Annotated in this window: 24 protein-coding genes, 1 tRNA gene and 1 pseudogene; 15 read left to right on the forward strand and 11 right to left on the reverse strand. The window is 42.5% G+C overall.

The features are described from left to right. Nucleotides 1-51 precede the first annotated feature (51 nt). The gene (locus HUN01_RS14840; protein WP_181931921.1) at nt 52-963 is read right to left on the reverse strand and encodes a polysaccharide deacetylase family protein; all 912 of its coding nucleotides are present in this window, start codon (nt 961-963) and stop codon (nt 52-54) included. Between the two features lie 1,656 nt (nt 964-2,619). Here HUN01_RS14840 and lepB point away from each other — a divergent pair. Then, nucleotides 2,620-3,192 (forward strand): signal peptidase I, encoded by a 573-nt coding sequence (gene lepB, locus HUN01_RS14845; protein WP_181932690.1) that lies wholly within the window; start codon nt 2,620-2,622, stop codon nt 3,190-3,192. A gap of 85 nt (nt 3,193-3,277) precedes the next feature. On the opposite strand, the gene HUN01_RS14850 is transcribed toward lepB, so the two are convergent. After that, a complete protein-coding gene (locus HUN01_RS14850; RefSeq protein ID WP_181931922.1) occupies nt 3,278-3,811 on the reverse strand; it encodes a ComEA family DNA-binding protein in 534 nt (177 codons plus the stop codon). A 14-nt stretch (nt 3,812-3,825) separates the two neighbouring features. After that, entirely contained in the window at nt 3,826-4,200 is a 375-nt protein-coding gene (locus tag HUN01_RS14855; protein ID WP_069070106.1) for an NINE protein, read from the reverse strand. A gap of 192 nt (nt 4,201-4,392) precedes the next feature. Here HUN01_RS14855 and HUN01_RS14860 point away from each other — a divergent pair, with 192 nt between their 5' ends. Then, a complete protein-coding gene (locus tag HUN01_RS14860; RefSeq protein ID WP_181931923.1) occupies nt 4,393-5,325 on the forward strand; it encodes a J domain-containing protein in 933 nt (310 codons plus the stop codon). Between the two features lie 126 nt (nt 5,326-5,451). Beyond that, the gene (locus HUN01_RS14865) at nt 5,452-5,775 is read left to right on the forward strand and encodes a DUF1825 family protein (RefSeq protein WP_109011164.1); all 324 of its coding nucleotides are present in this window, start codon (nt 5,452-5,454) and stop codon (nt 5,773-5,775) included. A 91-nt stretch (nt 5,776-5,866) separates the two neighbouring features. Here the strand turns inward: HUN01_RS14865 and HUN01_RS14870 are convergent, their stop codons facing one another. Beyond that, entirely contained in the window at nt 5,867-7,792 is a 1,926-nt protein-coding gene (locus tag HUN01_RS14870; protein ID WP_181931924.1) for a transglycosylase domain-containing protein, read from the reverse strand. Nucleotides 7,793-7,965: 173 nt separating this feature from the next. Here HUN01_RS14870 and tyrS point away from each other — a divergent pair, with 173 nt between their 5' ends. Genes tyrS through HUN01_RS14885 form a run of 3 tightly spaced genes read left to right on the forward strand, consistent with a single transcriptional unit; the run spans nt 7,966 to nt 10,640 of the window. Next, nucleotides 7,966-9,156, forward strand: coding sequence for a tyrosine--tRNA ligase (gene tyrS, locus HUN01_RS14875; RefSeq protein WP_181932691.1), 1,191 nt, complete (start codon nt 7,966-7,968; stop codon nt 9,154-9,156). A gap of 21 nt (nt 9,157-9,177) precedes the next feature. Next, entirely contained in the window at nt 9,178-9,909 is a 732-nt protein-coding gene (gene pyrF / locus HUN01_RS14880; protein ID WP_181931925.1) for an orotidine-5'-phosphate decarboxylase, read from the forward strand. Further along, nucleotides 9,906-10,640 carry a hypothetical protein gene (locus HUN01_RS14885; protein WP_238846263.1) on the forward strand — a complete coding sequence of 245 codons (735 nt, stop codon included), beginning with the start codon at nt 9,906-9,908 and terminating at the stop codon, nt 10,638-10,640. Before pyrF ends, HUN01_RS14885 begins: the two co-directional genes overlap by 4 nt. Nucleotides 10,641-10,645: 5 nt before the next feature. Here the strand turns inward: HUN01_RS14885 and HUN01_RS14890 are convergent, their stop codons facing one another. Then, nucleotides 10,646-11,671, reverse strand: a complete 1,026-nt coding sequence (locus HUN01_RS14890) for a phosphotransferase enzyme family protein (protein WP_181931926.1) — start codon at nt 11,669-11,671, stop codon at nt 10,646-10,648. 254 nt (nt 11,672-11,925) lie between these two features. Between HUN01_RS14890 and remA the strand changes: the two genes are divergently transcribed. Both remA and gmk read left to right on the forward strand, forming a co-directional pair. Further along, the gene (gene remA, locus HUN01_RS14895) at nt 11,926-12,192 is read left to right on the forward strand and encodes an extracellular matrix/biofilm regulator RemA (RefSeq protein WP_041233849.1); all 267 of its coding nucleotides are present in this window, start codon (nt 11,926-11,928) and stop codon (nt 12,190-12,192) included. Between the two features lie 294 nt (nt 12,193-12,486). Continuing rightward, a complete protein-coding gene (gene gmk / locus HUN01_RS14900; RefSeq protein WP_181932693.1) occupies nt 12,487-13,086 on the forward strand; it encodes a guanylate kinase in 600 nt (199 codons plus the stop codon). Between the two features lie 66 nt (nt 13,087-13,152). Here gmk and HUN01_RS14905 read toward each other — a convergent pair whose 3' ends face one another. The 3 genes from HUN01_RS14905 to HUN01_RS14915 all read right to left on the reverse strand — a co-directional run bounded on the left by HUN01_RS14905 (nt 13,153) and on the right by HUN01_RS14915 (nt 14,631). Then, nucleotides 13,153-13,674, reverse strand: coding sequence for a photosystem I reaction center protein subunit XI (locus tag HUN01_RS14905; RefSeq protein WP_181931927.1), 522 nt, complete (start codon nt 13,672-13,674; stop codon nt 13,153-13,155). Between the two features lie 273 nt (nt 13,675-13,947). Continuing rightward, nucleotides 13,948-14,097 carry a photosystem I reaction center subunit IX gene (gene psaJ / locus HUN01_RS14910; protein ID WP_012410218.1) on the reverse strand — a complete coding sequence of 50 codons (150 nt, stop codon included), beginning with the start codon at nt 14,095-14,097 and terminating at the stop codon, nt 13,948-13,950. Nucleotides 14,098-14,136: 39 nt separating this feature from the next. Beyond that, entirely contained in the window at nt 14,137-14,631 is a 495-nt protein-coding gene (locus HUN01_RS14915) for a Photosystem I reaction center subunit III (protein ID WP_181931928.1), read from the reverse strand. Nucleotides 14,632-14,898: 267 nt separating this feature from the next. On the opposite strand from HUN01_RS14915, the gene tsaD reads away from it, so the two are divergent. After that, nucleotides 14,899-15,948: a tRNA (adenosine(37)-N6)-threonylcarbamoyltransferase complex transferase subunit TsaD gene (gene tsaD / locus HUN01_RS14920; protein ID WP_181931929.1), complete on the forward strand. Its 1,050-nt coding sequence runs from the start codon at nt 14,899-14,901 to the stop codon at nt 15,946-15,948. Between the two features lie 158 nt (nt 15,949-16,106). Here the strand turns inward: tsaD and HUN01_RS14925 are convergent, their stop codons facing one another. Next, entirely contained in the window at nt 16,107-17,018 is a 912-nt protein-coding gene (locus HUN01_RS14925; protein WP_181931930.1) for an alpha/beta fold hydrolase, read from the reverse strand. Between the two features lie 165 nt (nt 17,019-17,183). Beyond that, complete coding sequence (locus HUN01_RS14930; protein WP_012410214.1) at nt 17,184-17,903, reverse strand: hypothetical protein; 720 nt, start codon at nt 17,901-17,903, stop codon at nt 17,184-17,186. Between the two features lie 471 nt (nt 17,904-18,374). On the opposite strand from HUN01_RS14930, the gene HUN01_RS14935 reads away from it, so the two are divergent. The 6 genes and pseudogenes from HUN01_RS14935 to HUN01_RS14960 all read left to right on the forward strand — a co-directional run. Further along, nucleotides 18,375-18,920, forward strand: a complete 546-nt coding sequence (locus tag HUN01_RS14935; protein WP_069070095.1) for a GNAT family N-acetyltransferase — start codon at nt 18,375-18,377, stop codon at nt 18,918-18,920. Nucleotides 18,921-19,219: 299 nt separating this feature from the next. Further along, nucleotides 19,220-19,293: transfer RNA gene (locus HUN01_RS14940), tRNA-Pro, on the forward strand. Nucleotides 19,294-20,033: 740 nt separating this feature from the next. Next, complete coding sequence (locus tag HUN01_RS14945) at nt 20,034-20,849, forward strand: Tic22 family protein (protein WP_181931931.1); 816 nt, start codon at nt 20,034-20,036, stop codon at nt 20,847-20,849. 25 nt (nt 20,850-20,874) lie between these two features. Beyond that, nucleotides 20,875-21,765, forward strand: coding sequence for a peptide chain release factor N(5)-glutamine methyltransferase (gene prmC / locus HUN01_RS14950; RefSeq protein WP_181931932.1), 891 nt, complete (start codon nt 20,875-20,877; stop codon nt 21,763-21,765). Between the two features lie 71 nt (nt 21,766-21,836). Continuing rightward, nucleotides 21,837-22,445: an L-threonylcarbamoyladenylate synthase gene (locus HUN01_RS14955; protein ID WP_181931933.1), complete on the forward strand. Its 609-nt coding sequence runs from the start codon at nt 21,837-21,839 to the stop codon at nt 22,443-22,445. A gap of 98 nt (nt 22,446-22,543) precedes the next feature. Beyond that, nucleotides 22,544-23,086: pseudogene (locus HUN01_RS14960) on the forward strand (sensor histidine kinase); the annotation flags it as partial. A gap of 14 nt (nt 23,087-23,100) precedes the next feature. Here HUN01_RS14960 and HUN01_RS14965 read toward each other — a convergent pair. Then, entirely contained in the window at nt 23,101-23,595 is a 495-nt protein-coding gene (locus HUN01_RS14965; RefSeq protein ID WP_181932694.1) for a GNAT family N-acetyltransferase, read from the reverse strand. Nucleotides 23,596-23,678 lie beyond the last annotated feature (83 nt).

Consider the following 23,678-nt stretch of genomic DNA (forward strand, 5'->3'; position numbering starts at 1 on the left):
TAATTTTAGTTTTTAGCCAATTACTATTGACTAACTACCCATCATTAATAATTATTGCTTTTTGTTAGCAAGCAACTTTTGCTCAGTATCTTCCATTTCTAAAAGTTCTGGAATAGTCACAAAGCGATAGCCTTGATTTCTAAAGTTGCTAATAATTTCTGGTAAAGCTTGTATAGTTTTGGAACGGTTACCACCACCATCATGCATTAGCACAATACCACCAGGTTTTGAATCTTTAATTACGTTATCAATCAACTTTGGTACAGATGGCAACTTGTAGTCTATGGAGTCAGCTGACCACATCACCACACTATATTTTTGACCTTTAGCATAAGCAACTAATCCATTGTGCAGGTTGCCACCAGGTGGTCGGAACAGATTTGTTTTAGCACCTGTAACTTGATAAATTAAATCTGTTGTGCGCTCAATTTCAAAAGCAGCAGCTTGTTGATTAAAGAAGTGATACCAGTGATGCCAAGTATGATTGCCAATGACGTGACCTTGAGTGACAATCTGCTTTCCTAATTCTGGATAATTTTTTAGGTTCTGCCCGACAACAAAAAATGTCCCTTTGATATTATTTGATTTCAGAATATCTAGCACTTTCTCTGTGGTTTCAGGCCAAGGGCCATCATCAAAAGTGAGAGCAATCACTTTCTCACTCTGAGTGAGTTTTGCTGCTTTAACTATTGCCCCTTGAAAACGTGGTGGTACAGCGTATGATAGTCCTTTTGTTTGTGCTTCTTGCTGCCAACTTGTAAGCATCGACGCCTTTAATTTCTCAATGCGCTGCTGAGTTCCTACCTTTGCAGCTATACGCTTTACATTTATACTTTGTCTACTTTGAGCCTCTGAAACATTGGGTCTTAAAAGCATCATGAAAGCAAGGCTAAAAACACCACCTAATGCAAGCAGTGCAATTAATATTCCTTCTGGCCACAGAAACGACTTATTGTTTTCCACCTCATAGCTCCTTCAAAGATCGAACCATCAACCACGGTTATGACGGTACGTTATAGCACATTTTATTTAGATATTTAGATACCAGTTGCTTTCTGATAATCATGAAAATTGAAATTGAGAATAACGGAAATTCAGAATCGAGAAGACAGACTATACTGTTTTAACTGAAATCTAGATGCTCTAGATTTGGACGAGCGTTGAATATACGATACTTGGTAATATCGAACGTCAATCCACTTATAAAAGGCAAAGTCTGCACTTGCACGTTATTACCGCTAGCTCTAAGAAGGAGCACAATCAGATAATTAACCACACCCCAAAATCCTCTTAATAGGAGTTCTGAATTAGTTGCTGTTTTTCAATTCACCGCTAAGGCAGCATTATCCTTTCAAGTTTTATAGTTTTGCAAATAAGATGAACTAAACTGTAGAGCCTACAATTTGCACTTTTCGTGGACTGAAGTTTTTATAGCCAGACATTCTGACAGTAAAACTGTATAATTTACAACTTAGTAAATTATTTGATTAACATACAAAACTACTTAAGAGAGGCGGGGTATCTTTCAAAAAAGAGTCTAGTAAACTATTAGTTCTATTCTTGATAAGATATATTCTACTGCCTGCTGCTATTACTTCCTTTTTAAGAAAAAGTTAAATTTTCTACTGACAGAATGTTACCTTGTATCTTCTAGGAAATAGATCAGACGAAAATTGATTCAATATAGTTTCTCATTGCCAAGGGGCACTTATTCGTTAATGTAGATACTTTTGACTCATTCAGCAAAAACAATTCTATCGCCAGTTTGGTTCTCTTTTGGATGCTGATACTTTAGCCGAAATTACTAGTAGCTTTCTGTCTGTTAATGTTTTTCTCTGATAACTAAGGAGATTTATATCTTATTAATAGTACAATTTAATATTTACCGTCACCGTGTAATTACGGAAGTTAATCACATGTATATGAGTAAGTTATCATAATTGAATTGCAATAGTATGGCGTCTATTTATCGAACCATTAAATTCTAGATTGAAATGTAATATTTTTTACTAAAAACACTTTACTTAGCTAAAAGTAGGGACTTCCAAATAAAAAAATACTCAACTACTTCTTGTGGGGTGGGCATCTTGCCGTTAGTGTCAACTTAAGGTTAAAACCCATTTGTCAACGATAGGTTTTGTTAGGAACGAAGTATAAAGGTGAACTTTTTTCTAACTTTTATACGCAAGCTGGGAGTGGTGCTAATAAACAAATCATTAATAGTCCCTGAAAAAGTTCGTTTTTTGTCCCTTTAAAACCAAATTGTTAAGGATAAATGCTTATTGACATAGGAAGTTTGAGCTTAACTTGACACCTATGGCTAGACGCCCACCCCACAAGATTGGGTAATTTATTTTTTGGAAGTCCCGTATGTATTAGAGTCACATTAGAATTAAGATTTTTAATTATTTATTTATAAATCCTAATCATTAGCTTATATTGCCTTAGACAGGTCATAGTTTATTTACAGTACTTTTGCTTATCTTTGCTAGATGCAATAAGTGTATTATTTAATATCTGTATGGGTTGACTATTAAACCCAGCTTTCCTATTAATATACCTTTTGAGTCAAAATAATCAAGGTATTTGTCTTACTTCTTAAACTGGCTAGAAACCTTTATGATTCCTCACGAAAGTGATGTAGAAAAAGAGCGTGCGTCGTTAAAATTATGGCGTAGTTGGCAAGAAAATCTGATTTTAATTGCGATCGCATTGTGTTTGGCATTCCTAATCAGGACTTTTATCGCTGAACCCCGTTATATACCTTCTGATTCGATGTTGCCAACCTTACATACAGGCGATCGCTTGGTGGTAGAAAAAATTTCCTACCATTTTCACCCTCCTATAACTGGAGATATTATTGTTTTTCAGCCACCCGCAGAACTACAACGTCGAGGATATCCCAAAGACCAAGCCTTCATCAAGCGGGTTATTGGTCAGCCTGGTGAGGTAATTAGTGTTGCTTCTGGCAAAGTCTACCTCAATGGTCAACCCTTGGCAGAAGACTACATCGCGGAACCCCCAAATCAGCCATATCAACCAGTGAAAGTTCCAGAAGACGAATTTTTTGTGATGGGAGATAACCGCAACGATAGTAATGACTCTCGCTATTGGGGCTTTTTACCCAGAAAAAATGTCATCGGTCGGGCAACGTTTCGCTTTTGGCCTCTTGATCGCATTGGGTTCATTTAATCAATTTTAGATTTTGGATTTTTCCTTCAATCCAAAATTCAAAATTGTCAGAGTTAGGAGTTATTTAAAACTTCTAACTTTTAACTTAAAACGTTAAATAATACATCATCTGAGCGATCGCATCACCAGTTAACTCCAACCGTCGCTGAAAATCAGCCAGGTTCCGATAAGGCCCGGCTGATTGCCGATTTTGCACCGCTGCTTGTGCCAGAGACAAATCTATAAATGGAATTTGTGCTAACTTTTCAACTGTTGCTGTATTTGGGTTGACTAAATGGGTCGGATTTTCTAGAGATTCGTGGTCATAGTAAACAAAATTCAGCAGAGGCTTTAATGGCTCCAGGCGCGGCGCTGGTATAGCCAAAGCCGCAGCGATATCTTCAGTACAGTAAAATTTAACACCAGAACGTGAAAGTTCCACAAGCGATCGCGCTTGGTGAATTGACAAACCTGGTAGGCGTAACCAATCATCTACAGTCGCTTGATTAACATCAATGCGAATACCTAATTTTGCCGCTATCTGAATTTCTTCCCCAGATTGCAGGCGATAATAGGGATCGTTAAGGAGCTTGGCGCGGAGTTTTTGCAGTCTGGGGTTCAAAGGTAGCCAGTTATTCATGATTGTCGCTCACCTCAAGAAATCTGGTCTAACAATTGGCGGCGCTTTTGCTCAAACTCATACTCTGAAATCAGTCCATCCTGGCGCAGAGCATCTAATTCCCGCATTGCATCAGCGATCGCTCCTACCTGATTACTTACCCTTTGTGAGTTTCTTGTTGCTGACTTACCTAGATTAAAATTACGATCAAAAGCTTCTTCATCTTGGGCTAAATACCAAACTCCCTCAATTGCACTAGCTACCTTGGGGATCGGCGTCCAGGAAAGCAACACATACAAAATACCCCACAACGGCTGTCCCAAATAGAATTTATGTAATCCTGAAATTGTTAGTGTGCCAGAAAAAGCTAAAACAGCGGCAACACTTCGGCTTTTGCGCTTAGTCAACATATTTCTAATAAATCTACCAATACCACAGTTCGACAATCAGACAGTCAACTACCCTGCCTTGCCCTTCAGACTTTTAGATGGGAAGTCCCACACATAATTAATTTAGTACTTGAAGAAAGTTGAGTAAGTTTCACATGACTGTGCATTGAGCTTTGATGCTAATTTTAAGTTTTTAACAGCTTTATTACTACTATGTCACAGACCTTCCTACCGCCAAAATGGCTTGAACAGCTTTGTGATCCTTACGCTGTGCTAGGAATTTCTGTGATTGCTGATGATCGCCAGATTTTTAAACGCTATCACAGTTTAGCCAAGCTGCTACATCCCGATCGCAATGCCAAAAACTCTAATCCAGACCAAGAATTAGCTACGGCAATATTTAGCCATTTAATCAATCCAGCTTATGAACAGCTGAAACATCGACAGAAGCGCTTGATTGCGATCGCTATGCTGCGATCAGACGCAAGAGTTTCAGAGCAGAAGTCTTTGTCTTCTCAAAGTGCCATAGCTCAGGAAATGATAGAAATGTCTACACCCCAAGCAGAATTATTTTACGAAGAAGCGATCGCCTGTTATGCAGAAGCTCAATATAAATCACTAGATCAGTTTTATCAGGTGACGCAACAAATTACTATACTGAATTTGGTATACTTACGGTTGCACAAACCAGACCTATTCCTACCGCAAAAGGCTGTTCCCATCATCTCTGAGGTAAAAGTCAAGCCAGTTGAATTGACATTATCTGAACAAACTGATGTCAAACCAGTTTTGACAAACTACGCTCAACGTCACTACCAGCGAGCTATTGAGTACGTCAGGCTAGCCAAATGGCCCCTAGCCGTGCAAGAACTGCGTGATGCCATCAAGTTAGAGCCAAATAACAGCGACTATTATGCTTTATTAGGTTTGGTACATCTCAAACAAAAATTTATCGGGATGGCTAGGGTTTACATCTATCAAGCATTAAAACTGAACCCGCAAAATTCACTAGCCTTGAAATACGCTCCCGGTCTGAAAATTCAACCGAGTGAAAACACCAATCCTAAATCAATGGCTAAAGCTATAAGTATTGCGGCTTTATTAAGTCGGTTTACACAAAAGAAAGGTTCTCAAGTCAAGTGTTGAAATTTCGGTAACAAACCGTACTAAAACCGAAGCTTTGTCACTAGATTACTCCCCTAGACTAAAATAATAAATAGAAGTAAAACTATTAAGCTACTGAGTCTGGACACTCAGTTTAATATAAGCAATATGGGATTCTTCGATTCTGAGATAATTCAGCAAGAAGCAAAGCAGCTGTTTGAGGATTATCAAGCGCTAATCAAGCTTGGTAACAACTACGGCAAATTTGACCGTGATGGCAAAAAGCTGTTTATTGAGCAAATGGAAGCCATGATGGATCGATATCGCATCTTTATGAAGCGCTTCGAGCTATCCGAAGATTTTATGGCACAAATGACAGTAGAACAACTGAAAACACAATTAGGTCAGTTCGGTGTTACCCCGCAACAAATGTTTGACCAAATGCACCTTACTTTAGAACGGATGAAAGCCGAGCTAGAGAAACAGGCTTAGTCAATTTTAGATTTTAGATTTTGGATTAATTGCCAATCCAAAATCCAAATTGTGGTGGAAGCGCACCAAAGGTGCGACCCAAAAGCCAAAATTATTGTGACTTGGGCCGAGAAAACTGGGAAGGTGACTTAAAGTTTTCTACTGGTACGTTCTTAAGTGCTTTCTCCATAAAATCTTTCCAGATGGGAGCAACCATACCGCCACCCGTCGCACGGCTAGCTAATTGTCTGTTGTCGTCCCTCCCCACCCAGACAGCAGTTGTTAGTTGTGGCACAGTGCCTACATACCAGATATCCTTTTCTGAGGAAGTTGTACCCGTCTTTCCAGCACTTGGGCGAGCGATCGCAGCACCTTTACCAGTACCATTAGTAACTACCGTTCGCATCACATCGATAATTGCTGCTGATGCCCAAGGATCTAAAACTAGCTGGGGTTTAGGGGTGTTATCTAGTAACACGTTACCACTACTATCGGTGACACGAGCAATTACAGTTGGTGGAGATTGCCAGCCATAATTAGCAAAGGTAGCATAGGCGCTAGCCATTTCTAGGGGAGTGACACCAATTGCACCCAGAGGCAGGGAGGTAACAGGTTCCATCGGACTCATGATTCCCAAGGTACGGCAAGTTTCGATTACTCTATTCATGCCAACAGCCTTACCAATCTTGATCACGGGAATGTTGCGCGACTGGGCTAAAGCTGTGCGGATTGGCATAGGTCCGCTAAAACCCCCATCATAATTTCTGGGAGAGTAGCGACCACTACCATCTTGATAGCTGACTGGAGAATCTATAACCGTTGAGTCCGGCCCATATTTACCAGTAGCGAAAGCAGCATAATAGACAAACGGTTTAAAAGAAGATCCAGGCTGCCGTTGAGATTGAGTTGCACGATTGAATTCACTGGTCTTAGGATCTACACCGCCCACTAGTGCTTTAATAAAATGCGTGCGCGGATCAATTGCCACCAAGGCGATTTGATTCTTAGATAATCCCTGCCCAAGCAGTGATTTATGCCACTTACTGACAGTTTCCTCAGCCATCATTTGGAAGTTGGCGTCAACTGTAGTTTGCACCCGCATCCCGCCTTTGAGTAGTGTCTCACGCCCAAACTTCTTGGCCAACTCCTGGGCCACAGTATTAGTTACATAGGGTAGGGCACTACCTTGAAACGATTTGATTCTACCAAGTTTGATTTCTTGCTTGAGGGCACTGTCGTACTCTGACTGGTTGATCCAGCTTAATTCCAGCATCCGTCCCAGCACTTCTTTTTGCTTTTGTTTTGCCAGTTTCATACTCGCAAACGGGCTGAATTCTTCTGGTGCTTGGATTAAACCCGCCATCATCGCTGACTCACCCAAACTTAAATATTCTGCTGATTTATTAAAGTAACTGCGGGCCGCTGTTTGTACACCATAATTGTTATGACCCCAATAAACTTGATTGAGGTACATTTCTAAAATTTGGTCTTTAGTGAGAATTTGCTCTAACCGAATTGCTAGCACTCCCTCCGCTAACTTCCGGGTAAAGGCACGCTTGCGAGATAAAAATAGGTTTTTTACCAATTGCATAGTAACAGTAGAGCCACCTTCTTTGACTCCACCTGCTACAGCGTTAACGACTACAGCACGTCCAACACCAGTGGGGTTGATACCGTGGTGATCGTAAAAGTGGCTATCTTCACTTGCCAATACCGCCCGTTTGAGATTTGGGGAAATTCTATCTAGGGGTACGACTTCCCGGTTGGCTTCTCCGTGAATACTCGTTAAGAGTTTGCCCTTAACGTCATAAATGTAAGTCGTTTCTGAGGGAAAGAAGTTACGTAGCTGTCTCACATCTGGCAAATTACGGAAACTGATGGCTAAACCAACCAGTCCTCCGGCTACAATGGAACTTGCCAGCATGGTGATTGAGAGGAGAGTACCGCCAGTTACCTGACCAACTCCTTTCAAAAACTCAAAACCTGATGAAGCCCGACGCTGTGGCTGTTTATTTTCAAAAGTCCTAGACGACGACACGGCTATTTCACTTCCTCACTTGTAAATTTAACTGTAATTGATTGGGTGAAGCAAGGCGGTTAATTTTTTGCAATTATAGTAGTTTGGCAGATGAGAAAGTGGATAAATTGCCAGTGAATATAACCAACTTAACTTCTAGTGTGCAAAACGTAGCTAATAATGAGTCTCTTAGTATGACACCAGATTTTGCTTGGCTGCGTCGTGGTGTAGTAGAAGTTTTCCCACAATCAGCTGATGTTAACAGCGAAAGTTTAGAAAGGCTCTTACTAACTACAAACCAACCTTTAAGGGTCAAATTGGGGATTGACCCAACGGGTACTGATATTCATTTAGGTCATAGCATACCAGTACGAAAACTGCGAAGTTTTCAAGATGCAGGTCATACAGCAGTTTTAATTATTGGCGATTTTACAGCGCGGATTGGCGATCCAACTGGTAAGTCTGAAGTGCGTCGTCAGCTTACAGAAGCAGACGTAGTGCAAAATGCTCAGACTTATCTTGATCAAGTACGTCCTATCTTGGATTTTGACACACCAGGAAGGTTAGAGGTGCGTTATAACTCCGAATGGCTCTCTGGACTAAACTTAGAGAAAATTTTAGAGTTACTCTCCACGATGACGGTGGGGCAGATGTTGGCGAAGGAAGGATTTGCCGATCGCTATAGAAAAGAGAATCCGATTTTTATCCATGAGTTCCTGTACCCGTTAATGCAAGGTTTTGATTCGGTTGCAGTTGAGGCAGATGTGGAATTAGGTGGGACTGATCAGAAATTTAACATTGCTGTAGGCAGAGATTTGCAGCGCCATTTTGGTCAAAAGCCCCAATTTGGGATGCTGTTGCCAATTTTGATTGGCACAGATGGGGTGCAAAAAATGTCTAAGTCTTTAGGTAATTATATCGGATTGTCAGAACACCCAGGACAAAAGTATCAAAAGTTGCAAGGAGTTCCTGATAATCTGCTGGAGCAGTATTTTGAACTGTTGACGGATTTACCTTTGGATCAAATGCCAGAAAATCCCCGCGATCGCCAAACACTCCTAGCATGGGAAGTTGTGAAGCAGTATCACGGTGAAACCGCAGCCCAAGAAGCCAAAGAAGCAGCCCAAAGCGGCGGTAAAGAAGGTGCAGTTCCAGAATTTTCTCTAGCTGGCGTACAGCAATTTCCTACTAAGTTAGCGTATATTCTCAATGTCAGTGGCTTGTGCAAAAGTACAGGTGAAGGAAAGCGGAAAATTCAAGAGGGTGGAGTGCGCTTAGATGGCGATCGCATTACTGATGCTGATACCACTTTCGATTCTCCTAGTGAATTACAAGGTAAGGTTTTACAAGTTGGGAAAAATAAGTTTGTGCGTTTAGTGCCTTAAATTGGGTATGGGGAGTGGGAGATGGGGAATGGTGAACAGGCAGAACAACGAGTTATTGTGGCTTTGGATGTGCCGGATGAACAAAGTGCGATCGCTCTTATAGATCAGCTACCGCAAGTTACTTTTTGGAAAGTCGGTTTAGAGTTATTTACCAGCACTGGCCCGAAAATCCTAGAAGAACTAAAGTCCCGGCAAAAGCGCATTTTCTTGGATCTAAAGTTTGATGATATCCCCAATACCGTTGCTGGTGCTTGCCGGAGTGCAGCTAGATACGGAGTGGATTTACTGACAATTCATGCTACTGCTGGTAGAGATGCCCTGAAAGCTGCAACTGAGGCGGCACAGGAAGGGGCTGTAAAAGCAGGTGTAGAACCACCAAAGTTAATTGCTATTACTTTGCTGACAAGTATTTCTGCTAGGCAGTTGGCATTTGATTTAAAAATACCTTTGGAATTGCCCGAATATGCTCTAGAAATGGCACTGCTGGCTCAAGAATCTGGTTTGGATGGGGCAGTTTGTTCACCTCAAGAGGTGGCGCAGTTGCGACAAACTTGTGGAGATGACTTTTTGCTAGTTTGTCCGGGAGTACGACCAACTTGGTCAGATAATGCAGATCAAAAGCGATCGCTCACCCCAGCGCAAGCCATTAAAGCCGGCGCAGATTACCTAGTAATTGGGCGTCCCATCACTACTGCTACTGAGCCTGAGTTAGCCTGGAAAAGGATTTCTGAGGAGTTAACCACGGTGGCATGAAGCTAAGAGTCAGTGAGAAACTGGGGGACAGAGTGCAGGGTGTAGGGGAGAATAATCTTGCGCCTTCGCTCAGGAAGAAAAATTATAGTTGGCTTTTAGTTTGTGGCTTCTGGGTTTTAGTATCACATAGCCTTACTTACCCAGCGTTATCGACAAACCTCTCCTCTAAACCTTTGGTGCTAGCACAAAGGGAAAATGTCAATACTGGCGTGAAGTCTTTGTGTTCTGAGCAAAATTTAGAAACATTAACTACACAACTACTGCAAGATTTGCCTAGTTATACAAATCGCGCTAGTCAACGCGCCCGCCGCCTCAGTAGAAGCAGTGATGTTTATAGTTATATGCTAGTGGCAGGAAGACCTGAGTTTAGTCCTCTGCCCCTTAACCTTGAAGAATATAGTGCAGATGCGCCTAAAAGCTCTGCATCAGGAATCGAGCAAGTTTTCTTTACTACCTTAGAACGGCAGTACATAGGAAAGAAACTTGTAGAATTGCAGCAATTTCACTGGCTGTTGTTGACTAAAACTAAAAGTGGTTGGCAACTAGTAATGATGTTTTCTCAAACTGGTTCCTATTCAGCACAGCAGCCACTATCCCCACCACGCGATAGTAGTAAGGGTACTGTTGCCCAAGGAGTTAAAGCTTGGTTGCGCGATTGTCAAGCTGGAAGTGTACGACGGTTGCGTGCTGTAAATCGAGGAGACAAAATTGAACCGTTAATATCAAAGTAGAACAGCTATAACTCGAACAAAAATGCCTTGCCTCTAAGATATTTGCTACAGAAGCTTTCACTAATGTAGGGTACAGTTTCTAATAAGAAATTGTGTTCATTTGGCTGCGACGCTAAAAAAGCAAAATTGTTTATTATTGCTCCGAGAAAGAACGCCTCCAAGATACTCTGATAATCATCGCGCAGTTGACACACGCTTTGATATCCCCTGACGAACGATCTACGGTTTTCGGGAAACAGATGCAGCAGTGTATGAGCAATGTCATAAAGGTAGTAGCCAAAGCCACAACAGGAAAAGTCGATAGCCCGCGCCTTACCTACATAAAAGATGTAATTATTTTCATTCAGGTCTGCGTGAATCAAACCCCAATTGGCACGTGTTTTTTCTAGTGCTGTCATCACATTACTAATTTGCTGAACGACACTCTCAAGCACAGCGAAATCAGTCAGAGATATCGTACCAGCATCTATTAGCGATCGCAGCTTCATTAGTGAGGCGTGTAGTTGCTCCCAGTCATATTTTGGTCGTGTGAAGCTTGAAGGCAATTCCCAAAGGCTGGCGTGCTGGTGTAACTGAGCCATAAGTTCCCCGATTTCCCTAGCCTGCATCGCTGTAGGTTCAGTGTCGAGAGGGGAACCATCGACCCACTTTAGTAGTGTACAGTTGAGCATTCGGCTAGTCTCATCAATTGGGACAGAGGTAATAAAACTGCCACTGAGGTTCTGTACGGGGTATGGGACGACCAAATCCGTATCTCTATGCAACGCAGTCAGCCACATGAGTTCTGACTCAATGACGGCATTTTGTTGCCAAATGCGATCGCGGAACTTAGCGATCGGATAATGGATACGGAGAAGAAATAACCCTTGCTCATCATTTTCTGTAGATGTCGCCAAATTTTGATTATTCCGAGTGTCAACGCGAAACGTCACATTTTCGCTATGACCCAAGAATACTACTTGAGGTGCACTGAGATTGTACTGAGCCAGCGTAGTTGAAGCGAGACTCTTCCAATCGATTTTGCTCTCCATCAATTTCTGATTCAGATACTTATTTCAAACAAAATAAATGTACATCACCCAACTAGCTTGAATCAGTGAAATTTCGCCTATGTCTTTGGGAAGATTTTGAGGAAAAATAGCTGATAAACAGCTAAAAAAAGCAGACATTATTTAAAATCTCAGACTGGCTTGAATTTAAGCGTTGTAACTCCTGTTTTTTGGCGATAACATGAGGATAAGTTTATTTCAAGCTTCTCAAACCGCGTTTAGCGACAGTTTTTTTTATGGACATTCAGTTAATCAACATCGGCTTTGGTAACATTGTGTCTGCCAACCGAGTAGTTGCCATTGTCAGTCCAGAGTCTGCCCCGATTAAGCGGATTATTACCGATGCACGGGACAGAGGCCAACTGATTGATGCAACTTACGGTCGTCGGACTAGGGCTGTAATTATCACCGATTCCAGCCACGTAATTCTCTCAGCGATTCAGCCGGAAACGGTAGCAAATCGCTTTGTGATTTCCCGTGAACATCAAACTGTAGATAATTGACTAGTACTCAAACAACCCAAATTTGCTGGGTGAGGGTGGGGAGTAGGGAGTAGAGACAAGTGTTTTCTTTTGTTTTGTCAAATTTTTGGCTGCCTAGCAAAGTTGCTTTGGTGGACTACTAACAGTAAACTAACAATCCCAAATCCCATTTTTATTTGCACCGTATCGGCAGTAACATGTGAATTAGACAAGCTTTCTGTCACCCTTGCTACAAATTCTTTAGTCACTAGTGGACTAGACCAAGAACACAACACTAATGAATAATATCTATTGATTGATTCACAGGTTGAAGGGATGATGCCAGCTTTACCCATCCAGAGTAGTGCTACTACCGAAGAATGCTTACATTTAGGCAGGTTAATTGTTTTAACTGGCCCCAGTGGGGTCGGTAAGGGTACTTTAATGCGATCGCTCCTAGAGCGTCATCCAGAACTCTATTATTCCGTATCCGTGACGACACGTTCTCCCCGTCCAGGGGAAATTGATGGTAAAAATTATTACTTCATCAGCCGCAGCAAGTTTGAACAATTAGTTGCTGAAGGTGAATTTTTAGAATGGGCAGAGTTTGCTGGTAACTATTACGGCACACCCCGTGAAGCTGTACTTAACCAAATTCATTCCGGTAAGTTGGTGGTGTTGGAAATTGAACTAGAAGGGGCAAGACAAATTCGTGCTTCCTTCCCCAGTGCCCTCAGCATTTTTATTTTACCGCCTTCCTTTGATGAATTAGAGAAACGAATCCGTTTTCGTGCCCAAGACTCCGAAGAAGCGATCGCCCGTCGTCTACTCCGCGCCCAAGAAGAAATTCAAGCCGCAGATGAATTTGATATTCAAATCGTTAATGACGATTTTGAAACTGCTTTAAATGACATTGAAATGGTTTTGTTTAAATAAGTTAGGAGTTAGGAGTTAGAAGTTATAAATTTAAACTCCTAACTCCTAACTCCTAACTGCTAGTAATTAACCAAATAAACCTTGAATTAGTGCCAAATTACTAGTCAAAAAGTAAGCAACTACTGCACCACCAATACCACCAATCAAAAAAGAACTGGCGAAGTTGTTCCAGCTTTCTTTAGAGTTAAAAGCATCTGCTGGAGGGTTGGGTACGGTAACGCTAGGAAGTGCTTTGGGAGGATTGCTATTGGAATACAGAGATAGACAAGCTGTAAGTACAACAACCAAGCCTATAGCTCCCAATAATCCAGCTAAGTTAGCATTACCTGTGTCTCGCAGTGGACCCAATTTGGCAAAGGGGCCAAATAGTAAGTAACCATGAGCCATGCCAACTTCTAAACCCCGTCTGGAAGGAGTCAAACCTGCGCGATAGGCAGGTAAATTATTAATGAATCCCTTGATCAAGGGAGAAGAATTAACCGGGGTTTCTAGGTTGCCTAGCTGAGGATCGCCGAATGCGGGAAAAACAACTTCCCGATTTCTTGGATCGCTGGGAAGATTCTTTGATGCATCTACTGCTTGTGCCATATTTTATGTTCAGCCTCTAAATTAAAATGGTGGCATTTTTATATTAATAATAATTGTGGCTAAAGATGTCTTTTTGCTAGGAAGTTTAGAAAAATTAATTTAGCTAGTTTTAAAACTGTGAAACTCGCGATCTGTAAACAGAATCACGAGTTTCAAAAAACTATTTTTGCTGACTATTTTGGTGATAATTCTGCTTAACTAAGCTGAATACATCCACTACACAATATTAGGCAAAACACAAGAAATTCAACTGTGCTAAATCCAATTTTCCACTTACGGTAGTGGGTGGAAAAGTAGGTCGGGGAAAAAGCGGTTGAATTCAATCAAGATACCTGCTGTGATTGTCAGCCAGATGGTAGCTGCCACGGGCGCTGTAGAAATGAATTTAATCAAATAAGATGATTGATCGCCTTTGTCTGCCATTAATTTAGTCTCCAAAACGAATGAATTAGTTAAGCTGATTTAGCGTGGAGAAACGGGGATTTCTGAATCCTTGGCTGCTAACTTACCAGAGAGAAGTTCTTGGACTGCTGCTGCTGGCCAAGCAAAGCCTGAGAGGATGATGGGTAGTGCCAAACCAAGATCGATTTGGATTTCTTTGAGTTCAGTGTCAGATTCCTTTTTGATTGCTTGCAGATAGGCACGACCTACCCAACCAATCCAACCAGCAATATATAGAAACAGAATGCTAGGGATCAAAAAGTCACCAGCACGATCCAGACGACCATCAACAATCAAGTGGGGATAGCCCTCAGGGCCGCATAGCGCCTGAGAATAACGCTCAAACCGCTTTTTCCCTGATTGGGGGTCAGCGGTGGTATTACGGGCATTAGCTGCTAGCTCTTGGAAAGCGGGATTGTCTTTACACGGTGTCAAATTAGCCCCTAAAGCTTGCGCTGGGGGGGCAAAATTGAACCAAAGACTAATCGCTAACATCAAAGCAAACAATCGTCGCATAGAGTTGTTTCCTTTTATTACAAAACAAGAAGTTCTTTGTACAAAACGAAGCGGCTTGTACAGTTGTTTATTTGCATAACTAGGAAGTCATCATACTCTTGGGTGGGAACCGAGTAAAGTTTAAGTAAATAAAAGTTAAAGCTTCTCAACCAAAATTAGTGCTGAGTGCTGAGTAACGAGTGCTGAGTATAAGAATTGTTGTTGTAGGGTAGAAAAGAAGCAAGATTTTCTCTTCACTATTCAGGACTCAGAAACTCAGCACTCTCAATGACAACCGTTTTAGCAATAGAAACCAGCTGTGATGAAACTGCCGTCGCAATTGTTAACAATCGTAAAGTTTGTAGCAGTATCGTAGCCTCGCAAATTCCAGTCCATCAGCAGTATGGTGGGGTAGTGCCAGAAGTAGCGTCTCGCCAGCACTTGGAAACAATCAATGAAGTGATCGCTCAAGCCTTAGAGCAAGCCCAACTAGACTGGGGAAAAATTGACGCAATTGGCGCCACTTGTGCCCCTGGACTTGTAGGTGCGCTGTTGGTGGGGTTGACTGCTGCTAAAACCCTAGCGATGGTACACAACAAGCCATTTTTGGGAGTTCATCACCTCGAAGGTCACATTTACGCAACTTACTTGAGTGAATCAACTTTAAATCCCCCTTTCCTTAGTTTATTAGTTTCAGGCGGACATACAAGCTTGATTTATGTCAAAGATTGTGGTATTTACGAAACACTGGGACAAACCCGTGATGATGCAGCGGGTGAAGCCTTTGATAAAGTGGCGCGATTGTTAAAGCTGGGTTATCCCGGTGGGCCAGTGATTGACAAGTTGGCACAACAGGGAAATTCTCAAGCCTTTGCCTTACCGGAAGGAAAAGTTTCTCTACCTGGTGGGGGGGTTCATCGTTATGATGCGAGTTTTAGCGGGTTAAAAACAGCTGTCTTGCGTTTAGTGCAGCAGTTAGAGAAAGATGGTGGACAAGTGCCAGTAGCAGATGTAGCAGCTAGCTTTCAGAATACCGTAGCGCGATCGCTAACCAAAAGAGCGATCGCCTGTGCCCTAGATTATGGTCTAGACACAATTGCCATCGGTGGCGGTGTAGCAGCTAATAGCGGGTTGAGAAAAAACCTCCAAGCCGCTGCCGTTAAACATAGCCTACGCGTCCTATTCCCACCTCTAAAATTCTGTACCGATAACGCCGCCATGATCGGCTGTGCCGCCGCTGACCATCTATCCCGTGGTCATATATCCCCCCTCACGCTAGGGGTTGAGTCTAGGTTAGCGCTCACTCAGGTGATGAAGTTGTATCAACCTATTGAATAGTCATTTGTCATTTGTCATTTGTAACCACCAGACCAATAGACCCTCAAGAGTATTGACTAATGATTACTGTACATAGAATTAGCGGGTCGTTTTGTCCAATGCCCAATTCCCAATGCCCAATCCCCAATCCCCAATCCCCAATGACTAATGACTAATGACTAATGACTAATGACTAATGACCGGATGTGATCAGCTACAGCATCCGGCTGCTCCAACATAGCCAGATGTCCGCAATTAGGAATTTCCAAAACATTGTCAGCACAATATTGGAACAGTCTATGAAAGCTAGCTAAATGTCGCACATACTTGGGTTCCATAACCTTGTCTTCCGCGCCAGCCAAAAAATAAACTGGCTGCTTCAGTTGGGATACTAACTCAGGTAAACGATTGATTTCTTCTTCCGTTGTGGAGTCTAACAGAGTTCCCAGAGCCGCTTCTGGGTCAGCCACGACGAAATCAATTACCCGCTGACGTGCCCAATAGCGGTCTAAAGGACGAGCCACACTCGCTCTAGTAAACAGCAAATCAATCAAAGGCACCTGGGACAGCCAGCGCGGGCGGACTTGCAAAAATTTCTGACCCGCCGAGCGAAACTGCTCAAAGGCTTCTTTGAGGTAAATACCACCACCAGCGTTGATACAGATAACTCCCTTAACACACTCAGGTATTTGGTCTGCTCCCCAAAGAGCGATCGTCCCACCCAACGAGTGACCAATTAGCCAAGCACTCTTAATATTCAGCTGTTTCAGAAGAACTGCTAAATCCTGAGCGTATGCAGCAGGAGTGTAAATAGAATCGAAAGGTGAGCCAAGCGCACTACTGGAGATGGGCGTCAGGCTCAGAGACGTTTGTGCTCGACTAAAATCAGTTTTTACCTGGGATTGCGATTCACCAAAACCCCGCAAATCATAGGAAAGGCACTGCAAATCATCTGATAGGCGGGAAATCACAGGTTGCCAATATCCACGGCTATTAAGCCAACCGTGGATAAATACTAAAGCATGGGGGCAGGAAGTGGGAGCCGTTAGCTCGTATGCGTGTGGAACGCCCAAGATTTCGATAGTTGCCATACTTATATCGTACCCTTAAGGGCGGGTGCGACTAAATACGGAGTGCGAAGAGTTAAAAATTAGGAGTGAGGAATTATTAATCTTTAATTACGAATTACGTTAGCGCAGCGTTAGCGACGCAGGAGCGTCATTACGAATTATCTAACTCATAACTCCTCACTTTTTTCATTTACCTAGCAACCTCTGTCGCACTCCTTCAGCAATTTTGTGGCCCAGATATTCAGGAATGAGGCTTTCATTTGGCCCCAACAAGTAGAGAATTAGCCGTGTACGTCCGCGCCAAACTAGTAAATTGGCATTGACTACCAAAAGGTCTTCCTGCCAGATGGCGTACATCACTTTGTAGAATAATCCTGGTTGATTATCGGCTTCAATCACTAGTGCGGGGAGATGAAAGACCGGATCGACATAGAACTCAGTTTGTACCTGTTCTAAGCCAGTGTCAAGATTGAATTCTACTGCCAGCATCTCTTCTACCTCAAACCGACCTCCCAAAGCCTCGCGAATGGCGCGACAGACATTTTCTGCGGTTTTCTCGGTCAAGGCTTTACTACCACGAGACACCAAAAGTTTGATAAAAACTAACATTGGCGGACGGATCTGACCGTATAGACTCAAACCGTGGATAGTCAACCCATAAGCTGCTAGTACACCAAAAATATCGCTGAGGAGAAAAGACTGGTTGCGGTAAGCAAAATGCAGGGCACTTTTGCTACCTTCCGGTTTCAGTTCAATCACAGCGCGTCTAGTTTTATAGAGACGGTAGGCTAGCCGCAAATTTTGCAGTTGAATTTCACTGCTGACGAATTGCTCATAAAACTGGGGAAACGCTCGGTTAAAGCGCTTTAGGAGTTCCAGTGTCGAAGATTTTAAACCAGAAGCCATTGTTAAGGGTAAGACTCGCTTGCTTTCGTCACCTGGGGACTGGGTGTTGGGGATTGAGGGCTGGGATGGGGGACTGGGAATTGGGGACTGGGGGGACAAGAAATAGAGTGTTCTTAATACCCAATGCCTAATGCTCAATCCCTTGTATACAATTCACTCCTAAGCTAACGTGCATTTAAGCTCTATACGAGTAATTCCCAGGATTAGGTTTTTTCATTTTGAATTTTGAATTTTGAATTACTTATTATCCTTCCCTTTTGATGAATTTCTCCTAGCCTCTACAACAAAATGCTAAAGTTGAAAATGATTGGTGTGAAACACGCTTTAACTGGCTGTTACCATTACAAATCCCGAAAACAACCGAAAAACTTTGAGTGTAAAGGGTAGTAAATGGGGGTAGCTATGTTAAACATGAATCAACACTCCTGAGAGTGGAAACCAATTCAGTTATACTACCCGAACCACGTTGGCATGGGTTTTTGGAAAACTTGGTTTAGTACTCCTGAATCTATAGCGACAACTAGGACAAACCCCTTTGAAGAGCATACAGCGGCAGCTGCGGGCAACTCCAGCAGCATTAGCGAAGCTTCTTCAAAGGAGGCTCGAATCGTCTTTAGTACGGAACGAGACATTGACCTATATGAGCTAGAAGAACTCTGTGATGCAGTTGGTTGGTCGCGTCGTCCTCTAAGAAAAGTGAAAAAAGCTATTGAGCATAGTTTTCTCGTCGCCTCAATGTGGCAGGTGAGAGGAAACCAAAAGCGGCTCATTGGTTTTGCACGGGCTACCTCAGATCACGCGTTTAATGCCACAATTTGGGATGTGGTGGTTCACCCAGACTTTCAAAGTCAAGGACTGGGTAAGGCGCTGATGAAATACGTTCTCAAAAAACTTAGGAGTGAAGAAATTAGTAATGTCACTCTCTTTGCTGACCCACATGTTGTAGATTTCTACCGAACTATGGGGTTTATGGCTGATCCAGAAGGCATCAAAGGCATGTTCTGGTATCCTCACTAGCGCTCAATCCAAATAAAACCCGATTCGCACAAGAAAATCAGGTATACTAGTACAAAACTATTACTTTAATTTGGTTTGACAAGGTTTAGCCGACGAACAAACAAGTATATCTCTTGTAAAACTAAGTCGGCAGAAAAACCTTTATCAGTGTAAGGATGTGATCTAGCTCGTCTTTACAGAAGATAAAAGATATTAGGCATAAGCCGTTTTATCTGATATGATTAAATTAATGCCTTGTAAAAAGTATGATCGCTTTGATGGGAAGTTAAAACTAAACCAAAAAAGTCGATAAGTATAACCGGGATGTAGCGCAGCTTGGTAGCGCGCCTGCTTTGGGAGCAGGATGCCGCAGGTTCAAATCCTGTCATCCCGATTTAATTAGTATAGTTAAGAGTTAAAGCAGATTAACTAGTTTTTTTGCTGACACATACAGTTTAATTGCGTGTTTTTACCGGGGATATCAATTAGGCTGTTCTGCTGTTGCGTTAGCTGTTGAAGCCTAACAGGCAAATTTAGTCCTTAAGCAGTAAGTGTAAGTTATTTCTACTACTGAGCTTTGTATATAGGACTCCTATTTGATTTTTGAACAAGACTCAGTACGGATTTATGCCTTCTTTCCTGTTCCCTATTCCCTATTCCCTGTTCCCTGCCCACGCAAGTAAATTCAGGAATAAAACCGGATTCCTATATCTTCGAGAAGATATTAAACCAATCCCAGATGGAACGATTGATAAAGCAATAGCGTCACCCAATATTAGAAAAAGCCGATAGAATGGCATTTATCATCTCCAAGGCCGGAGAGATGGAGAGACTTTTCACTGTTTGAGAAGACATATAATAGGCATCTACGGCGTTTCGCGGTGAATAGCGGAGCTAAACCGAGAAAAACACAACGTTAGCACAGCCAATTTCTGAAAACGATACTATAGCAACCCTAAATAGTTGGGGAACATTGGATTTTGACCGTTGATGTTTAACACCCAACCTCAACGCGCACAATGAATTTTTCACAACTGAAATAGATTGCTATATAACTAAAGCTAGTTGGTGCTGTGGAAATCCAACCATTTGCATTTGTTTAATTTAATTGGACTATTGATGCGAGGAGCAGTCATGAAATCATTTATTCGCTTGGGCGCAACATTGGGTATAGCTGGCAGTGTATTTTTAACTGGGCTTTCAGGAATCGGCAATCTACCAGGAATAGGCAATCTAGAGGCGATCGCGTTGCCACAAGATCAGGTAGTTAAAAAGCTCCAAGAAGTACCTGTATTCACGCTTACCAATCCGAAAGGCGAATTCGTAGTTCTTTCCAGAAACAACGCATCCAAGCCAGTTTCACAAGTAGGGTTTTTTATTAGCAAGCAAGATGCTCAAAAATTCCTTGACAATCGGCTCAAAAAAGAAAATCCCCAGTTGGCAAACACCCTACAGGTTAGACCTTTGTCTCTGGCAGACTACTATAAAATAGTGCAAGAAAGCAAAAAGAAACCAGACTCTGTAATTTATACTTTAGTCCCGACTCAACAACAGGTAGCTTCGGCGACAAGTATGCTCAATCAAAATGGTAAAAAAGGGGAGCAATTCAATGGTATTCCCTTATTTGTACCTAAATTTAAGAAAGATAATAGCTATCTGACCATTCCCGTTGCCAAAGGTAACGAGCGGTACATCCCCTTCTTTTTTGAGAAAGAGCAAGCAGTGGCTCTGTTAGACGAATTCAAGAAAGCCGTGCCAAAGGAAGCAGAAAACACTGAAATTCAGGTAGTGGATTTGTACGGTGTTATGGAGGCTCTCAATAGCAGCAGCGATCCTAGTATCAATAAAATTGTTCTCTATCCATCACGGGAGTCGATCAATTTTATTCGCTCCCTTTCGCCGAATCAATCACCAGCTGCCAAGCCTGCTGCCCCCGCTCCGAAAAAATAACGGATATGCGTTCCAAGGTTGAGGTATGGGGGAGAAACATCTGATAGTTTCTGGTTTACAACTTTGGCAGTGGCGAAATGCAGCTCTTGAAGCAGCGATCGCCACTGATGTCCCACCAGCAGAGGTAGATTGGCTGCTGCTCGAAGTTGCTGGCTTAGACCGCTTGGCACTGCGTTTGGAGTCTTTTAAAAACTGGCCGCAAATTCAACTGCAATTGCCTTTAGAAGAGTTAGACCAGTTGTGGCAAAGGCGATTAAATGATCGCTTGCCAGTGCAGTATATTGCGGGAGTTACACCTTGGCGTAACTTTCAAATCGCGGTGTCGAGTGCGGTTTTGATTCCTAGACCAGAGACAGAGTGCTTAATTGATTTAGCGGAAGCATCTGCTAGCAATGCTTCAGAACACTGGGCAGATTTGGGTACTGGGAGTGGAGCGATCGCACTGGGATTAGCAGATGTCTTGCCAAAAGCCACAATTCATGCAGTTGATTACAGTTTAGAAGCTCTGGCGATCGCACGAACCAACGCCGATAATTTGGGTTTTGCTGACCGGATTAAATTTTATCAAGGTTCTTGGTGGGAGCCACTGACATTCTTAAAAGGTCAGTTCAGTGGTATGGTGTCGAACCCCCCTTACATACCCACCAGTACCTTACCTAGTTTGCAACCAGAAGTAGTTAACCATGAACCACATCTAGCTTTGGATGGTGGCGGTGATGGCTTAGATTGCATTCGCCATTTGATCGAAGTCTCCCCTATTTATTTGCAACCAGGTGGCGTGTGGTTGATTGAGATGATGGCAGGACAGGCAGATGCAGTGCGAGAACTTTTGCAAAATCAAGGTAGCTATTGTAAAATTCAAATTCATGCTGATTTAGCTGGAATTGAACGCTTTGCCCTTGCTTATAAAAGTTAGGAAAAGGGCATGGGGCATGGGGCATAGCGCATAGAAAATAGGAAACCTGCCTCATGCTCAAACCCATAACAATGACACAAATTTCTCTAACAAATTTAATAGCTGGCGCACGTGCTGGTCTTTTGGTGAGCTTTCCTACGGATACTGTTCCGGCACTTGCAACCGTACCAGAAAAAGCAGGATTAATTTTTGCGGCGAAGCAACGCAGTCAAGATAAACCTTTGATTTTGATGGCGGCTAGTGCTGAAGATTTGTGGCCGTATGTCAAAGGTAGTGAAGATGAGTATCAAGTTTGGCAAGAATTAGCAGATAAATATTGGCCGGGAGGGCTGACATTAGTTTTACCAGCGAGTCAACACTTGCCAAAAGTTATGAACCCCATTGACCCGACAACAATTGGTATCCGAGTACCAAACAGTGCGATCGCCCAAACTATTTTGGCGCAAACAGGCCCTCTTGCCACCACTAGCGCCAATTTTTCTGGTCAACCGCCTTTGCAAACGATAGCAGAAATTGAGAATCAGTTTCCCAAAGTTTTGACTCTAGCAACAACAGAATATGAGGGTGAAATGCTGGGAATTGGTGTACCTTCCACCGTTGCTAAATGGACAGGGATAAATTGGCAGATTTTGCGACAAGGTGCGATCGAGTTAGAGATTTCGAGTGATAACCAGATATAGGTAGCTATAATGTTGTTTCGCTGATTTGCACAACAGATAAATCTGGAACTTTCGTTTGCACTGTTGTGATCAATTAACAAGTTAATAATTGCCAGATTATGAATTGGAGCAACTGGATATATCTAGGAGCAGGAATAGCACTAGGTATGGTTTTCCGTCAGTTATTTGTGCGTTCGTCTAATGTTTCATCTAGCTCATCCCCAGTAGCGCCATTAGCTCAACAGGATATGCCACCAATATCGCAACAGCTACAACAAACGCAGCTGGCATACCTGATGGCAAGGGAAATGAGCCAGTTTAAAGCTGGTTTTTTAGCACGGACTACTCATGAATTGCGATCGCCCCTCAATGGTCTGATTGGCTTGCAACAGTTAATTTTGTCCGATTTGTGTGAAGATCCAGCTGAGGAGCGAGAATTTATTGCCCAAGCTCACGAGCGAACGCTGAAACTGCTGAAGCTGATGGATGAAATTCTCAATGTTGCGAGAACTGAACATGGTACCAATAAATTAGATATTCAGCCCCGACCCTTAATCCAAATTTTGGAGGAGGTTCATAAATTAACTTATATGCTGGCGGCTAATCGCAATTTTCCCTTGCAATTGTTACCCGCCGACCCAGAAATTTATATTTTGGCAGATAACCTCTCTTATACTCAGCACTCAGCACTCATTGCTCGGAACTGCTGCGGTGATTCCTGAAGCTGAACTTCTGTAGCGGTAACGAAAGCAGCGTTAGCTAGGTTGTGTAACACCATCGTAGTGGTGGTGTTAGGTTGAAAACCAATCTTTTCGTAGAAACCCTGCTGGTGAGTAGTCATCAGGTAAACGCGCTCAACCCACCTCATGCGGGGATGAGTCAAAACGGTTTCTACTAACTTACTTCCCAAACCACTACTTTGATACTCTGGATGAATCACAACATCCCAAATTGTGGCGCGATATATGCCATCAGATGTTGCTCTAGCAAAGCCAATGAGTCGCTCACTATCCCAGACGCAAATCACTGGTTCACTATTGGCAATAGCTATACCTAAATCTTCAATACTGCGTCCCTTTGCCCAGAAAGCTGAAACATTTAACAGTTCTTGCAGTTGGTAAAGGTCAATTTCAGACTTGCGATCGCTAAATTGAATCTGATGATCGTTCATGTATGGCATCACTTTTGGCAGTATATTTGCTATTTCTAAGTCATATTTTGCTAGAAATTGCTGAATACGTATATCTATATGCA

The sequence above is a fragment of the Nostoc edaphicum CCNP1411 genome, assembly GCF_014023275.1.
GTDB classification, from domain to species: domain Bacteria; phylum Cyanobacteriota; class Cyanobacteriia; order Cyanobacteriales; family Nostocaceae; genus Nostoc; species Nostoc edaphicum_A.